Below are 15,137 nucleotides of genomic sequence, written 5' to 3' on the forward strand. Positions count from 1 at the left end.
GTTTTAAGTTTTATCAGTTAATTTAATTGGAATGAACAGTTCGATTCTAGTTCCTGTCGCATTTCCTGAACCGTCTTTCAAATCATGAATTTCCTGTACAATAATATGTTTTCCTTTGGCATTTATTTCATCAATAACGCTCTGTATTGTCTTAATACCCAATCCTTTTGAATCGCGCTGCATTTTCGACGACTGTTCGCGTCCAATTCCGTTATCTTCAATCGTAATTCTCAAAGCTTCGCCATCCAGGCGGGCATTTACTTTTAATAAGCCATTGCCTCCTTTGGAAATTAAACCGTGATTAACAGCATTTTCAACATGCACCTGAACCATCATCCGCGGAATCTGAATTTCATTTAGTTTATGGTCTGAAACCTTTATTTCGTAATCAAACAACTGTTTAAACCTAAATTTTTGGAGTTCTAAATAGTTCACTACCAAATCCATTTCCTGTTCAAACGGAATAAGTGTGTCGTCAAAATTATCGAGCAGCGTTCTGGTCATTTTCGAGAAACGCATAAAAACCTCATAAGCCTGTTCGGTATCTCCTTTTTTGATTACAGAAGCCACTCCGTTAAAAGTATTAAAAATAAAATGTGGATTTAACTGATTACGAAACGATTTCAAACGCAAATCGCGCACCTGGTTTTGCAATTCATATTTCTCTGTGAGTTGCCTCGATCTGGCATTTTGCCACATCCAGATAATGTATGCTATCACAAAATAAACCAACAAATAAAAAGGATATTTTAGCCAAAAAAATGGATTCGAGTTCAGCGTATAGTATTGAACATTATCAGAATTAATTACCATAAACTGATTTTGAACGGGACTAGGTGCAATCATTGCAGAGTTATCGATACCAAGATCCGGTTTCAGGATAATTTCATCGTTTAAATCTTCAAGAAATAAATGAATTTGGTTCTTAAGGTCAATGGTAAAATACACCAACCCGGTATTTCCTGTTAAATCGAAAGCAGCACGGATCAGATTTTCTGATATGAATCCTAAATTCCGTGTTTTACTGATCTTCAAATCACGATCGAAATAAAAAACTCTTCCTCCACTGGAAAAGAGTATAAAATCGTTTTCACTTAAACGGTAGAATTGTACGGCTTTCCCCAAATCGCCTTCGAAAAACAGCGTATCTCTATCGCCTCCGTTGCCATCCAAAGAAACCTTTGTGGCAAAGGTCAGATTATTCTCGCTTGAATAGCTGTGATATAGCGCCAGTATTTCACCTCTACTCTCATCGAGAAAGTAATAATAAATGTGCGAAGCAATCCCGGGAGGAAACTCAACCGGTGGGTAAACAGGTTCCAGATTAGAATTAAAAACAAAGAGGCGCGGCCGATCATCGTGGTATTTCACATCGGTTTCAGGAGTAATATTATCGGCGGATGAACCTACACACAGCAATTCTTTATTCCCATCGGCACCCAAATCAAAAGGAGTCAAAGCAGAAAAATGCACACCAAATTCTTCAGAAGTGTCCAGTTTCTCAGTGTCAGGATGAAAAACAAACAATTTTCTTGGGAACCAGTTATATCCAACTAATACAGAAAAAACCAATTCTTTATTTCCGTCACCATCAAAGTCAAAGAATTCCATTTGCGCAACCGAAACATCAAAATTAGAACGACGTGTGTCGATGGTGGTAACAAAAAAAGTGTGAAATTCCGTATCAGTATCGTAGGGCTCGTTCCAACTCATAAACAGCGAGTCCTCTTTCATTGTGAAACCATAAACATCTGTTAATCCGTCCCGGTCAGCATCAACAAAAAAAAGCCGGGACAGACCATTGTTGTAAAAATATGGGAAGTTAAATTGGTTATACAATTTATTCTCAGTGTAACAATGAAACGCCAGTAGATTTTGCTCGGCTCCGAATGATTCAACACGTTCTAACAGCCCGTCATTTTGTAGATCATGAAAGTAAACAGTGCCATTTACTCCTGCTTTTCGTTCTATGGAATCCAGTGTGATTTTGTATTTGCTGAACACCGGCGGTAACATCGCAATTATCGGAATTGTGATGAGAAGAGCGAGAAACCATATGGATGTCAGAATACGTTTCATTAAATATTATTCGTCCAACATATTCCGGGGCAATTCCTTGGTGGCTTTTGCTCCCAGTTTTTTAATGTTTTCGGCCCGGCGAACCAGGTTTCCGGCTCCTATATGTAATTTATTTAGAGCCGAATCGTAAGTTTTTCGGGTTGTATCGAGGTTCTTGCCAATGTTCTCCATGTCGGCAATAAAACCCACAAACTTGTCGTAGAGCGCACCGCCCTGCTTGGCAATTTCAATGGCGTTTCGGGTTTGGTTTTCCTGTTGCCAAATGGATGAAATGGTACGCAATGTAGCCAGTAAAGTTGATGGGCTAACCAACACCACCTTCTGGTCCCAGGCAAAAGAAAACAGTTCCTGGTCTTCCTGAATGGCCACACTGAATGAGGATTCAATCGGAATGAACAACAGCACAAAATCAGGTGAATTCAGTTTGCTGGCCGACTGGTAATGTTTTTCGCTCAAGCCTTTGATGTGGGTTTTCAAACTCAGCAAATGTTCTTTCAGGTGTTTCTGACGTTCTTCTTCCGCTTCGGCATTTACTGCTCTTTCATAAGCAATTAACGAAACTTTCGAGTCGACAATAATGTGCTTGTTATCGGGCAGGTTGATCACAATATCAGGCTGAACACGTCTGCCGTCTTCAGTGGTATCGCTGAATTGTTTCTGATAGCCTTCCTCGCCTTCATTCAATCCCGACCGTTCGAGAATGCGCTCAAGTACCACTTCACCCCAGTTACCCTGTTTTTTCACATCACCTTTTAAGGCTTTGGTCAGGTTGCTGGCTTCTTCGCTGATCTTATTGTTCAGGTCGTATAATTTCAGGAGCTCTGCCCGAAGTTGTGTTTGGTCCTTTAAGCCCTTCTGGTAAGTATCTTCCACTTTTTGTTCGAAAAGCAGGATCTTTTCCTTGAGCGGGTTCAATACATCGCCAATATTCTTTTGATTGACTTCAGTAAATTTTTTGCTGTTTGTTTCGAGTATTTTATTGGCCACATTTTCAAATTCGGTTGTAAATTTCTTTTGCAGCTCTTCCATCTCCTGTTTTTGGGTGGTCAGCTTTTCGCGAAGGTTTACAAACTCCACCTCGGCCTTTGCCAAACGCTGTAAATTAACTTCATTCTGGCTCTCAAGTGTTTTTATTTCTTCCTTTAAATTTTCGTTTTCAGTAGTAAGAAACGACAGCCTTTCGCTGAGCTGGGCCTGTTTAATTTCGAATTCGCTTTTCTGTTCCAGCCAGACCGTATTCTTTGTTTTCGATTTTAACTGACTCCATAAAAATACAACAACAGCCCCCAACACAAGACCAACAACAAGGTAGATGATTTCCATAAATTGATTATTTGAAACTTAAAAATACAAAATAGAAGCTACGCACTGATGATTCGGGCAAAAAACTAATGAACGAATTTTCAGCCCCCTGATATTTTGTTATTTTAGACCGCCAAAATACCCGACTATGGATGTTAAAATCGAAGCCGGCTGGAAAAGTCAACTGGCCACTGAATTTGAAAAAGACTACTTCTCGCAACTCATCACTTTTGTGCATGAGGAATACAAAACCAAACGGATTTATCCTCCCGGCAAACTTATTTTTAATGCTTTTGACCAGTGTCCTTTCGCAGATCTGAAAGTGGTTATTATCGGGCAGGATCCATACCACGGTCCTGGACAAGCGCACGGCCTTTGTTTTTCGGTGAACGATGGCATTCCTTTTCCGCCAAGTTTGCGCAATATTTTTAAGGAACTGAAAGACGATGTAGGCAAAGAAATTCCAAAGAGCGGTGATCTTACCGACTGGGCGAAGCAGGGCGTTTTGTTGCTGAATGCTACTTTAACGGTTCGTGCACACCAGGCGGGTTCGCACCAGAAAAAAGGCTGGGAAGAATTTACCGATGCGGCCATCCACACAGCCAGCGAACAAAAAGAGCACCTGGTATTTTTGTTGTGGGGAAATTATGCTATCAGCAAACGAAGATTGATCGATGAAAATAAACATTTGGTTCTGACATCAGTTCATCCTTCGCCACTATCTGCCAGCCGGGGATTTTTCGGGAACAAACATTTCAGCCGGGCAAATGAGTTTTTAGTTAGCAAAGGATTGAAACCAATAAACTGGTAACAAAAAAGCCGAAACAAAACTGCTCCGGCTTTCCAATATTTTATTCTACTTTGAACTTTAAACCCTGAACTCTAAACTAAAGTTACCACTTGTAAACGATCGAGTTGATATTCATTCCGGCTCCTACTGAACAGAGAATCGTGTAATCACCTTCGTTTACTTCCTGTCCTTCCATTTTTCCTTTTAGTACTAAATCGAGCAGCGTTGGTACGGTAGCTGTTGATGAGTTACCAAGTTTACGGATACTCATTGGCATAATTCCTTCCGGAATTTCTTTCTCACCGTAAGCTTTAAAAACACCGGCAAGAATAGCCTCGTCCATTTTTTCGTTGGCCTGGTGAATAAAAACCTTTTTCACATCGCTCAATTCAATACCGGCTTTTTCGATGCTGTCTTTCACAACTCCGGGAACGGTAGTAATGGCGTAAATGTACAATTTGTGACCGGTCATTTTTATAAACAGCTCGTCGCCTTCAAAATCGGGATTACTTGATGGTCCCAGGGTCAGCAAACTGGCGTACTGAACAGAATCAGAACGGCTTGAATGAGCAATGATACCAATTGGTTCTTCGCTTTCAACAGCCTCAACAACAGTAGCTCCGGCGCCATCGGCGTAAATCATCGAATCGCGGTCGTGCGGATCGGAAATACGCGACAAAACATCGGCACCAACAACCACTCCACGTTTCCAGAATCCACTTTTAATGTAGGCATCGGCAACAATCATCGCCTGTGTCCATCCCGGACAACCCGATACCACATCATGACATATACAAGCCGGATTCTTAATCTTGAGCTTCATTTTCACTTTGTTGGCCAATCCCGGCAAAATATCGGTACGAACATTACCCTCAGTGATATCGCCAAAATTATGACCGAGTATAATAAAGTCGAGGCTTTCCTTTGAAATACCAGCATCCTTGCAGGCTTCATCGATGGCAAAAGCAGCAATATCAGAAGTTACCTGATCTTCTGCCACATACCTTCTCTCCTCGATATTTGTGATCTCCCTGAATTTTTGGATGATCTCCTCATTGGTTTTGTCTTCAATTTTTTTTCCTGAAGGTGTAAAAAACTCATGCTTCAAAAAGTAGCTGTTTTTTACTATTTGAGGAGGAAGGTAACTTCCTGTTCCAATAATTCTGGTATATGTCTTTTTTGTCATAATCCTCTGCTAAGCCTATGCTTCAATTGTATTGTTTTAATTCAAAATCCTCGCCATCGAAAACACCGTAGGAAAAACTGTTTATCCAGTCGCCAAGTAAAATAAAGGTGGCATTTCCGTCCATTTTATGTTTTACCATCCGGTGCCTGTGTCCCATTACAAAATAATCTACCGGCGTGTTTTTCAAAAAATCAGCGGCAAATTTATACATTCCATCCTGAACTACCATGAAATCATCATCAATATCAGATTTTGATAACCTACTGGACGCAGACCATTTATGTGCGAGCCAAAATGCAAAATTCGGATGTAATCTCGAAAAAAGCCATTGCATAGGTTTGTTGGTAAAAACCTTCTTTAGCAACAGGTAACCTTTATCCGAAGCATCCAGGCCGTCGCCATGTGCTAAAAAGAATTTTTTACCCCTGATTTCGGTAATAAATTCTTCGTGATGAACGACCACGCCGGTTTCTTCAGCCAGGTAATCATACACCCAAACATCATGATTGCCCGTAAAAAAATGTACAGGAATTCCGCGGTCGGTAAGATCTGCGATCCGTCCCAGAACCCGGGTAAAACCACGCGGGGCAACTTTTTTGTATTCGTACCAGAAATCGAAAATGTCGCCCATCAGGTACAATTCGGCAACATCGTCTTTTATTTCGTCGAGCCAACGGGTAAAACGTAATTCTCGCTCCCGGTTATTTTTGAGCGCTGGTGCTCCAAGGTGAACATCGGAAACGAAATATATTGAGCCTTTTTCAGCCAAAACGAGGTAGTTTTTTATTTATTTCAGCAGGTTTGCCACAGCTTTTTCCAAGCCTGGTCCCTGAAGATTCTTAGCAGCAATAGAGCCGTCTTTATCGAGCAGATAGTTCGACGGCACCGACTGGATGTTGTATATACGGGAAGCCAGAACGCTACCCTGCATATCGCCAACATTAATCCAGCTCAGTTTATCCTGGTCGATGGCATCCACCCATTCGGCACGGTTCTGATCGATACTTACCTGGTAAATTTCGAAACCTTTATTTTTGTACTTCTTATACAATTCAACCAATACCGGATTTTGAATGCGTGAACCCCGGTCGACTGCCGACCAGAAATGCACCAGCACCACTTTCCCTCGTAAAGACGAGAGTGATATTTCATTTCCATCAGGATCGGGCAAAACGATGTCAGGACTGTTTTCGCCTTGTTCCTGTATAAATTTTTTCATCCGGTCAGCTTGTTCCTGACGCACAAATTGCAAGGTGTTATTGTATAAAGCCTGCACCTGTTCCGATTGCGGGTAAATTGAATTAAGCGCCGAGGCAGCTGTTTTCATCAACTGCAAATCGCGAACAATATAATTACGGTCCTGAGGATTGAATTTCTGGTACAATGCAAGTACGCTGGCCATCGAAAAGGGATTTTCGCGCACGAAATTGGTTGAAAACTCAATCTGCTCTTCCACAATCCTGTCATACTCAGCGGCCCATTTCGGACGAACCGCATCGTAGTCGGGATTTCCTTCGTATAAGTCATTCAGCGACTGCAGCGAATCAAGTTTATTTTGTGTCTGCTTCAACTTTGAATCAAGCATGTGCACCTGTTCCGAACCGGTTGAGCCACTTACGCTGTATTCCCTGTGAAAATTTGCTGCATCGGCACTAACCACTACATTTTCAGCAGAATCAACTAACAAGGTAATAAAATTGCGCTCATTCAGTTTCAACAAATAATAGGTTGGAATACTGGTCTGTCCTTCAAATTTAAACTCGCCTTTTTTGTTGATCTTAACTTTCCCGAGTGACTTTAGCGAACTGGTATGCAATTCTTCCAAATATATGGTATCGCCTTCGGCATGCGTGATTACACCACTAATGGTAAACTGATTTTCATTTTTTGAGCAGCTAACCAAAATAACTGCTATAAGTAGTACGAAATATGAGATTTTCTTAGCCATTGCGTTGAATTAAAGGGCGTAAAATTAATAAATTTGAATAGAGGAAAAATAGCAAAACACCATTTATAACATATTTTAATTCTTCAATCCCTTTATCAGGCTCTATATTTTAGACTTACAGGCATTTACCTACAAGAATTGCTGATAATAACCAAGGATACTGCGGTAATTTTAGGCTGCGATAAATGAAAACCTAAATACTGATTTTCTGTGGCATGAAAATTTTCAATAGGTTTGTAGCAAATTTAGTTGAGCTGAACGCTTAAAAAAATGAAGATTCATTATTCGCTTGATAATTTCGACGCCCGTTCACCTGTGGTTACCATCGGTACTTTCGACGGCTTGCACAAAGGTCATCAACTTATTCTGAATAAGTTGAAAGCTCTGGCCGCTGAAAAAAACGGAGAAACCGTTGTTTTTACTTTTTACCCACACCCGCGGGTTGTAACGGCGCCCGATGAAAGCAGCCTGCGTTTGCTTACCACTAAGGATGAAAAAACCGAGCTTTTCAGAAAACAGGGAATCGATCACCTGGTTATTTACCCCTTCGATAAAGCCTTTGCAGCATTAAGCTACGCTGAATTTGTGAAACAGATTCTGGTAGATAAAATGCACACCAAATGTTTGGTTGTAGGCTACGATCATAAGTTCGGAAAAAACCGTGAAGGTGGTTTTGAGTACCTACAAGCCTGTGCTGAAAAATATGGTTTCGAAATTGAAAAACTGGACGCATTGAGCGTTGAAGGGGAAAATATCAGCTCTACCCTGATCAGGGCGGCACTTCAAAGCGGTGATATTAAAAAAGCGAACCATTATTTTGGCCATGAATTTACCTTGCACGGTACCGTTGTTGAAGGCAAACAGGTGGGCCGGAAAATGGGTTTCCCAACTGCAAATATTGAAGCTTCAGATAAATACAAAATTATACCGGGCTACGGAGTTTATGCCGTTAAGGTTGAATTGGATGGCAGAAAACATAAAGGAATGCTGAACATCGGTACCCGGCCTACTTTTAATAAAAATGCCGACAACCGAAGTATCGAGGTCAATATCTTTGACCTTTCAGAAGACATTTACGGCAAAAAGATTACCATTAGTTTTGTTGCAAAAATCAGGGAAGAACAGAAATTTCCGGGAATTAATGCGCTTATCGAACAGTTGAAACTGGATAGGGAAAGTGCTTTGGAAATTCTGAAAAATTCCTAGTTTATCTATTGCATTGCTTCTTCACTATAGTTCCCGACTGGAACGGCCTTTTTTAATCAAGCCTTGAATCAAAGCAAAACCATAGAGAAAAGGAGAAGCTTCGAGTAAGCGAGAAGATCACTCCTTTGAACTAAGGTTATGCGAAGATGAAGGGTAAAGATTAAAAGCAGCCTTGAATTTTCTGCTTCGTCTTTGCTTCAAGGCAAAGATGAAGGCCTCCGGCAGGAAAAATCGATATATTAAACTTCAATTGAGATTTTCAAATCTCAATCGTCGTTCAAAGCCAGATCGCATACAATAGGCAGGTGATCCGAGAATTTGAAATCCAGGGTTTCAAAATTGTAAGACTTCAGCGATTTACTGTGCATAATGTAATCGATGCGAAACGATGGCAGTTCGCCTACATAAGTTCGCCCAAATCCCTTTCCTGAATTTACAAATGCGTCCGACAAATCTTCGCTTATCGTGTGGTACGAATAAGATGTAGGAGTATCGTTAAAATCGCCACAAACAATCACTTTGTAGGGGCATTCATCAATGTGCTTTCGTATCTCATTGGCCTGGTAGGCACGTCGCTCGAAAGCATCTTTCATCAACACACCAACTTTCCGGTAAACCTCCCTGTTTTTCTCTTCCTGAATATCCATACTTTCAAGAGCTGCATAATCTTTGGGCTCGATGTGGTACGATTGCAAATGCAGGTTGTACACCCGAATTGTATCTTTACCGATGAGCATATCGGTGAAAATGGTAATGTTTCGCGATTCTTCAAAGCGGATCTCCCCCATGTTAATGATGGGGAATTTGGTCATTGTAACCGAACCAAAAGTACTGCTCGACCGGGCAAACTGGTAATGTTTAATGTTTTCAAGATCGTTAACCGTTTTTGCCAGGTTGAAAATATTGTTTTTCCGGAGCCGGCTTTCCTGAAGACAGATGATATCAGCGTTTTGCGAATCGAGCATTGAAATAATCTGCTCGGCGTTTTCTTTTTTGTCGCGTTTGTCGCCGTCACCGGTAAACGACCGGACATTGTACGATAATACCTTTACATCCGTATCATCCGAATTTTCGCCACTAAACTGCAGGAAACGGGTAAAAAAGCCAAAACCGATAAGAATCGCAATCAGCGATAAAAAGACATTGCGAAACCGAACGATCAGCCAAAAGCCAATAAACAAAACATTAACGCCCAAAATGATGGGATACGACAAGCCGATAAATGCCGGAACCCAAAATTTATCGGGCGGAATATAAACCGACACATAAGCTGCCAGCAAACTAATGACAGCCAAAATATTAAGGGCAAATAATATGCTTTGTAGGGCTTTTCTCACCTCTTTGTTTTTCTAAAAGCAATATATGAAATTCTGTTTTTGCAAAAACGTAAAAATATTGAAATACTTATCCGGTAAAGTTAATTTGGCTAACATTTTCCTGAATTTATTTTGAGCCGCAGATCATGCGGTCGCGGCCCTGCAGGTCTTTCCGAAGCTCAATTGATTTAAAACCAAATCCTTCCAGCAAGGCCTTCATCTCCTTTCCCAGGTACTCATTTATTTCAAAAAACAAACTGCCATTTTGGTTGAGATTTGCCTGAGCAAATTCGGCTATCGCCCGGTAAAAAATCAATGGATCCTCATCGCTGACAAAAAGCGCACCGGTAGGTTCGTGTTTCAATACATTGGCTTCCATCAACTGTTTTTCACTTTCGCGTACATACGGCGGATTGCTAACAATCAGGTCGAATTTTTCCCATTCAGTCGCTTTCCAATCCAAAATATTTTGTTGAATAAATTGCACTTCGAGCTGGCTTAAAGCAGCATTTTCGCCGGCCGTTTCCAGTGCTGGTGCGGAAACATCGACACCAAAAACCTGTGCTGCGGGCAGCTTCGATTTTAAAGCCAGTGCAATACACCCACTTCCGGTTCCAATATCCAGTACGCGGGCGCCCGGTTCCCACTCAGTTTCAAGCATCCAGGCAACAAGTTCTTCAGTTTCGGGCCGTGGAATCAAAACTGCAGGGTTGACTTTTAACATCAGATCGTAAAACTCCGTCTCGCCCAAAATGTACTGAATGGGCTCGAACTGCTTTAAACGTGCAACAATACCCTCAACATCCTGAAATTTATTGCCATCCAGCTTTTCGTGCTTCAGTATTACCTGTTCCGTATAACTCAATCCGTAAACCTTTTCCAGTATCAGACGAATAAAACTGCTGATTTCGCTGGCCGGATAAAGTGGCATCAATTCGTTTTCGATGTATTGAATAGTTGTTTGCATTGCTTACTTTTGCAGTACAAAGGTAATTTTTCCGGCAACATGAACACCCACGAAAAATACATGAGCCGCTGTATAGAGCTGGCAAAAAAAGGCGCAATGGAGGTTTCGCCAAATCCAATGGTGGGCTGTGTTTTGGTGCATAACAATGAAATTATTGGTGAAGGTTATCACGAAAAATATGGTGAAGCCCATGCTGAAGTGAATGCCATAAAATCGGTAAAAAATAAGGATTTATTGTGCGAATGTACGCTTTATGTTTCGCTCGAACCTTGTGCACATCACGGAAAAACACCACCCTGTTCCGATCTCATTGTAAGAAAACAAATTCCGAAGGTAGTTATTGGTACTGTTGACCCATTTGCCGAAGTGGCCGGGAAAGGCATTGAAAAACTAAAAAACAACGGTATCGAGGTTACAGTTGACGTGCTAAAAAAAGAGTGCCTCGAACTGAATAAACGCTTTTTTACTTTCCACGAAAAGAAAAGGCCGTTTATCATTTTAAAATGGGCACAAACTTCGGATGGGTTTATCGACGTGGACCGGAACGCCGAGAGTTACGGCGAACCAACCTGGATTACCGGCTCCGATGCCCTGGTTCGGGTACACCAAATGCGGGCAATGGAAGATGCCATTCTGGTTGGCACCGGAACCGCCGAAAAAGATAATCCCTCGCTTACGGTTCGATTGGTGGAAGGTAAAAATCCATTACGTATCATCCTCGACCGAAAATTAAAACTTTCGCCCCGCTTAAACCTCTTCGATAATTCAACGGAAACATTGGTGATTAATTCCTTAAAAAGCGAAAAGAGGGGAAATACCGAGCTGGTTCAGGTGGATTATAGTCTGGATATTCTGCCTCAAATCCTCGAAATCTTATACAAAAAAGAAAAACTTTCGCTGATAGTTGAGGGCGGCAGAAAGTTGCTGCAAAGTTTTATCGACCAGAATTTGTGGGATGAAGCACACATTTTCAACGGATCGAAAACATTTAACGGCGGCGTGCCAGCGCCAAAACTAAGTGGAGAAGTGGTTGCGAACGAAATCATCGGGAGAGACTTTTTGCAAATATTTCGCAATCCTGTTCAGGGATCATAAATGGTCGGCCCGTTTGGAATGATCTTTATCTTCAGCACATTTTCAACATACATGAAATAGTAAAACAGTTTATGGTTCATTTCAAAACCATAATCTTCACTAGGATTGTAGCCAACCACCGGCTCAAAATGCCAGTCTTTTCCGGCTCTTGCACATTTGGCATTCCAGGCAATTACATATTCCCGGTTCCAGCGTTCATAATAATCCTGCGAACGATATGTCGAAGGTTTATTGTTAAACTGGTACCAGCTTTCAAATTTCTGGTCGAAAGTTTCAACATCGTACTCGGTTGAATCTGCAGCACCTTCCTCAACATCATTTTTTGTAACATTCACCGCCGACTTCTGTGTGGAACAGGCAGCTACAAAAACAACAAGTGCTACAACAAAAAGGAACTGTCTCATTTTTATCTGTTTTGTTCTGATAGCTATACGAATTAACGACAAATATTGTTTTTATTGTTCAAAATTCAGACATTTATTGTCAGTCAAATTTCGGAAAAATGTTCGATTGGTACCAATTTACAGGCTGGTTTTACCTCATCTTTCTGCTAACTGCTATTCCGGTGGCATTTATGATCCTGCTCGAAAAGCGATCGCCATACAAAACAGCAGCCTGGATTATGGTGCTCATTCTTATTCCGATATTCGGTGTACTGTTTTACCTGATTTTTGGACAGGAATACCGCAAACGAAAAATGTTCTCCGTGCGCGGATTAAAAATGCTGAAAATCCTGCGGCTAAACAGTTCCAGACAATTACGCGAGTTTGAAGAATCGCCGTATAACGAAGAAACAAAGGCTCACGAAAATGTGATTCGCCTGCTATTAAATAACTCAAATTCGCTGTTAACCTCGGGCAACGAACTCGAAATTTTAAAAGATGGTGAGGCCACTTTTGCATCGATTTTTGAAGCTGTTAAAAAGGCAAAGCATCACATTCACCTTGAATATTATATTTACGATAACGACGACATTGGCAAGCAACTTACTGAATTGCTGCTGAAAAAACGTAAGGAAGGGGTTGAGGTACGCATAATTGTTGATGATGTAGGAAGCTGGAATCTCAAGAAGAAATTTTTCAGGCGGCTGCGTGAAAACGGAATCGAGATTTATCCCTTTATGGAAGTACGTTTTCCACGTCTGACTTCGCGGGTGAACTACCGTAACCACCGTAAAATTATTGTCATCGATGGAAAAACCGGTTTTGTAGGCGGGATAAACATTGCCGACCGCTACATTCACGGCCTTAAAAAACTGGGCCCCTGGCGCGATACGCACCTTAAAATAGTAGGTGATGCAGCTACCAGTCTTCAACTTATTTTTACTGCCGACTGGTATTTTGTTTCCGGACAAAAGCTGGAACAAAAACAGTATTTACCTCCATTTTCGGAAGCACCGGGAACTCCGGTTCAGATTTGTGCCGGCGGACCCGATTACGACTGGGAAGCGATTGCGCAGGCTTATTTTGCATCGATTGCTGGTGCCCGCAAAAAAGTGTACATCGCAACGCCCTACCTGATGCCACCGCCAGCCTTACTGCAAGCCCTAAAAACTGCGGCACTCAGCCAGGTTGATGTACGTATTATCATCCCCGAAAAATCGGATGCAAAAGTTTCGATGTGGGGTTCTTTTTCTTACGTTGAAGAATTACTGGAATCAGGAGTGAAAGTTTATTTTTACCAAAAAGGATTCCTGCACAGCAAGTACATGGTGGTGGATGATTGTCTGGCAACAATCGGCACCAGTAATTTCGATTTCCGGAGCTTTGAAACCAATTTCGAAGCCAACGCCTTTGTTTACTGCCGAGATTTTGCCACTCAACTCGAGGAACATTTTCTGGAAGATCAGAAAAACAGCCGGCGAATAAAATTGAGTCAATGGCGAAAACGCGGGTGGTTTTTTAAACTGCGCGAATCGCTGGCACACATTATTAGTCCGATGTATTAGTTGAAGGACTGAGGGATTGAGGGATTGAGGGATTGAGGGATTGAGGGATTGAAGGACTGAAGGATTGAAGGACTGAAGGATTGAATTAAAAAGGCAGTTTACCTAAATCAAGATTTCCACCCGAAAGAATGGTACCTACTTTTTTATTCTGAACATCCACTTTCTTTTCGAGAATAGCAGCCAGTGGCACTGCTGATGATGGTTCGATGATGATCTTCATGCGTTCCCAAATCAGTCGCATGGCAGCGACAATGCTTTCTTCTGAAACCGTAACAATTGCATCCACTTTATCGAGAATGATGGCAAAATTGCGCTCCCCGAGTGAAGTCAGCAAACCATCGGCAATAGTCTTTGGCTGAACCGAAGGCACCAGGGTTTTGGAATAAAACGAACGGTACGCATCATCTGCTCCGGCCGGTTCAGCAGCAATAACTTTACATGTTGGCAATAAATGTTTTGTTGAAATAGCTGTTCCGCTTAACAAACCTCCACCTCCTACAGGTGCCATTATTATTTCAAAATCACCCGAATCTTCAATCAGTTCTTTAGCTGCAGTCCCCTGTCCTGCAATCACATAAAAATTATTGTATGGATGAACTTCGGTCGCTCCGGTTTCTTCAATAACCTTTGCGAGTGTGCTTTCGCGGGCCTGCAAAGTAGGTTCGCAAAACGTAATACTTGCACCATAACCGGCCACCGCTTTTTTCTTGATCTCAGGCGAATTCGATGGCATAACAATATGCGCAGCAACACCCCGCATTCGGGCTGCCAGTGCCAGCGCCGCCGCATGATTACCTGAAGAATGCGTTGCCACTCCTTTTTGTGCATCTGCTTCCGATAATGAAAAAACCGCGTTACAGGCTCCCCTGAATTTAAACGCACCTACTTTCTGCAAATTCTCGCACTTAAAATACAGTTCTCCCCCAACAATGGAGTTGATACCAGAAGAACTAAACACCGGCGTATAATGGGCATATTTTTTAATCAATTGATGTGCATTTTCGATATCAGAAAAAACTGGGATGTTTAGCATTCTGTATAATAATCTTTTATTAAACTTTTTCTTCTATAGCAGGTAACTATTTTTCACTTCCAAGCTTCATAATCAATTTTTCATAGGATAACTCTGTGCTCAGCTTTAAACAAAGTTTATTACTGAACATATTTTGCTCAAGTCGTCCAATTCTTACTGTTTTCTATCAATCAGATCAACAATACCACAAATCAAATATAACTCAAAAAATTGCTTTTTAACCATCGAAATTGAGAGATTGAACCAATTCTAAAGCCACTCTGTAAA

Annotated in this window: 13 protein-coding genes; 4 read left to right on the forward strand and 9 right to left on the reverse strand. The window is 41.5% G+C overall.

Features of this window, described 5'->3' with window-relative positions; genetic code table 11:
* Nucleotides 1-3 precede the first annotated feature (3 nt).
* Nucleotides 4-2,079, reverse strand: coding sequence for a sensor histidine kinase (locus HFD85_RS20295; RefSeq protein ID WP_167613973.1), 2,076 nt, complete (start codon nt 2,077-2,079; stop codon nt 4-6).
* A 6-nt stretch (nt 2,080-2,085) separates the two neighbouring features.
* A complete protein-coding gene (locus HFD85_RS20300) occupies nt 2,086-3,402 on the reverse strand; it encodes a DNA recombination protein RmuC (RefSeq protein ID WP_167613976.1) in 1,317 nt (438 codons plus the stop codon).
* A gap of 127 nt (nt 3,403-3,529) precedes the next feature.
* On the opposite strand from HFD85_RS20300, the gene ung reads away from it, so the two are divergent.
* Nucleotides 3,530-4,192, forward strand: a complete 663-nt coding sequence (gene ung / locus HFD85_RS20305; protein WP_167613978.1) for a uracil-DNA glycosylase — start codon at nt 3,530-3,532, stop codon at nt 4,190-4,192.
* A gap of 82 nt (nt 4,193-4,274) precedes the next feature.
* Here ung and HFD85_RS20310 read toward each other — a convergent pair whose 3' ends face one another.
* Genes HFD85_RS20310 through HFD85_RS20320 form a run of 3 tightly spaced genes read right to left on the reverse strand, consistent with a single transcriptional unit; the run spans nt 4,275 to nt 7,305 of the window.
* Nucleotides 4,275-5,357 carry a 3-oxoacyl-ACP synthase III family protein gene (locus HFD85_RS20310; RefSeq protein ID WP_167613981.1) on the reverse strand — a complete coding sequence of 361 codons (1,083 nt, stop codon included), beginning with the start codon at nt 5,355-5,357 and terminating at the stop codon, nt 4,275-4,277.
* Between the two features lie 22 nt (nt 5,358-5,379).
* On the reverse strand, nt 5,380-6,126 hold the full coding sequence (locus HFD85_RS20315; RefSeq protein ID WP_167613984.1) for a UDP-2,3-diacylglucosamine diphosphatase: 747 nt from the start codon (nt 6,124-6,126) through the stop codon (nt 5,380-5,382).
* A gap of 18 nt (nt 6,127-6,144) precedes the next feature.
* Nucleotides 6,145-7,305 (reverse strand): TlpA disulfide reductase family protein, encoded by a 1,161-nt coding sequence (locus tag HFD85_RS20320; RefSeq protein WP_167613987.1) that lies wholly within the window; start codon nt 7,303-7,305, stop codon nt 6,145-6,147.
* Between the two features lie 270 nt (nt 7,306-7,575).
* Between HFD85_RS20320 and HFD85_RS20325 the strand changes: the two genes are divergently transcribed.
* Nucleotides 7,576-8,511, forward strand: a complete 936-nt coding sequence (locus HFD85_RS20325) for a bifunctional riboflavin kinase/FAD synthetase (protein ID WP_167613990.1) — start codon at nt 7,576-7,578, stop codon at nt 8,509-8,511.
* Between the two features lie 266 nt (nt 8,512-8,777).
* Here the strand turns inward: HFD85_RS20325 and HFD85_RS20330 are convergent, their stop codons facing one another.
* Together HFD85_RS20330 and prmC are read right to left on the reverse strand one after the other, a co-directional pair.
* Nucleotides 8,778-9,848 (reverse strand): endonuclease/exonuclease/phosphatase family protein, encoded by a 1,071-nt coding sequence (locus HFD85_RS20330; RefSeq protein ID WP_167613993.1) that lies wholly within the window; start codon nt 9,846-9,848, stop codon nt 8,778-8,780.
* Nucleotides 9,849-9,954: 106 nt separating this feature from the next.
* A complete protein-coding gene (gene prmC / locus HFD85_RS20335) occupies nt 9,955-10,794 on the reverse strand; it encodes a peptide chain release factor N(5)-glutamine methyltransferase (protein WP_167613996.1) in 840 nt (279 codons plus the stop codon).
* A gap of 39 nt (nt 10,795-10,833) precedes the next feature.
* Between prmC and ribD the strand changes: the two genes are divergently transcribed.
* Nucleotides 10,834-11,889, forward strand: coding sequence for a bifunctional diaminohydroxyphosphoribosylaminopyrimidine deaminase/5-amino-6-(5-phosphoribosylamino)uracil reductase RibD (gene ribD, locus HFD85_RS20340; RefSeq protein ID WP_167613999.1), 1,056 nt, complete (start codon nt 10,834-10,836; stop codon nt 11,887-11,889).
* Here ribD and HFD85_RS20345 read toward each other — a convergent pair.
* A complete protein-coding gene (locus HFD85_RS20345; RefSeq protein ID WP_167614002.1) occupies nt 11,877-12,293 on the reverse strand; it encodes a DUF6146 family protein in 417 nt (138 codons plus the stop codon). The two genes, ribD and HFD85_RS20345, sit on opposite strands and share 13 nt — an antisense overlap.
* Before the next feature lie 98 nt (nt 12,294-12,391).
* Here HFD85_RS20345 and cls point away from each other — a divergent pair, with 98 nt between their 5' ends.
* A complete protein-coding gene (gene cls, locus HFD85_RS20350; protein WP_167614005.1) occupies nt 12,392-13,837 on the forward strand; it encodes a cardiolipin synthase in 1,446 nt (481 codons plus the stop codon).
* An 85-nt stretch (nt 13,838-13,922) separates the two neighbouring features.
* On the opposite strand, the gene HFD85_RS20355 is transcribed toward cls, so the two are convergent.
* Complete coding sequence (locus HFD85_RS20355; RefSeq protein WP_167614007.1) at nt 13,923-14,870, reverse strand: pyridoxal-phosphate dependent enzyme; 948 nt, start codon at nt 14,868-14,870, stop codon at nt 13,923-13,925.
* Between the last annotated feature and the right edge of the window lie 267 nt (nt 14,871-15,137).

This window comes from Maribellus sediminis (assembly GCF_011799805.1).
In the GTDB taxonomy this organism is placed as follows: Bacteria; Bacteroidota; Bacteroidia; order Bacteroidales; family Prolixibacteraceae; genus Draconibacterium; species Draconibacterium sediminis_A.

Coding starts and splice junctions, on each gene's coding strand:
- HFD85_RS20295 (WP_167613973.1), bottom strand. CDS start 2,079: ATGAAACGTATTCTGACATCCATATGGTTTCTCGCTCTTCTCATCACA.
- HFD85_RS20300 (WP_167613976.1), bottom strand. CDS start 3,402: ATGGAAATCATCTACCTTGTTGTTGGTCTTGTGTTGGGGGCTGTTGTT.
- ung (WP_167613978.1), top strand. CDS start 3,530: ATGGATGTTAAAATCGAAGCCGGCTGGAAAAGTCAACTGGCCACTGAA.
- HFD85_RS20310 (WP_167613981.1), bottom strand. CDS start 5,357: ATGACAAAAAAGACATATACCAGAATTATTGGAACAGGAAGTTACCTT.
- HFD85_RS20320 (WP_167613987.1), bottom strand. CDS start 7,305: ATGGCTAAGAAAATCTCATATTTCGTACTACTTATAGCAGTTATTTTG.
- HFD85_RS20325 (WP_167613990.1), top strand. CDS start 7,576: ATGAAGATTCATTATTCGCTTGATAATTTCGACGCCCGTTCACCTGTG.
- prmC (WP_167613996.1), bottom strand. CDS start 10,794: ATGCAAACAACTATTCAATACATCGAAAACGAATTGATGCCACTTTAT.
- ribD (WP_167613999.1), top strand. CDS start 10,834: ATGAACACCCACGAAAAATACATGAGCCGCTGTATAGAGCTGGCAAAA.
- HFD85_RS20345 (WP_167614002.1), bottom strand. CDS start 12,293: ATGAGACAGTTCCTTTTTGTTGTAGCACTTGTTGTTTTTGTAGCTGCC.
- cls (WP_167614005.1), top strand. CDS start 12,392: ATGTTCGATTGGTACCAATTTACAGGCTGGTTTTACCTCATCTTTCTG.
- HFD85_RS20355 (WP_167614007.1), bottom strand. CDS start 14,870: ATGCTAAACATCCCAGTTTTTTCTGATATCGAAAATGCACATCAATTG.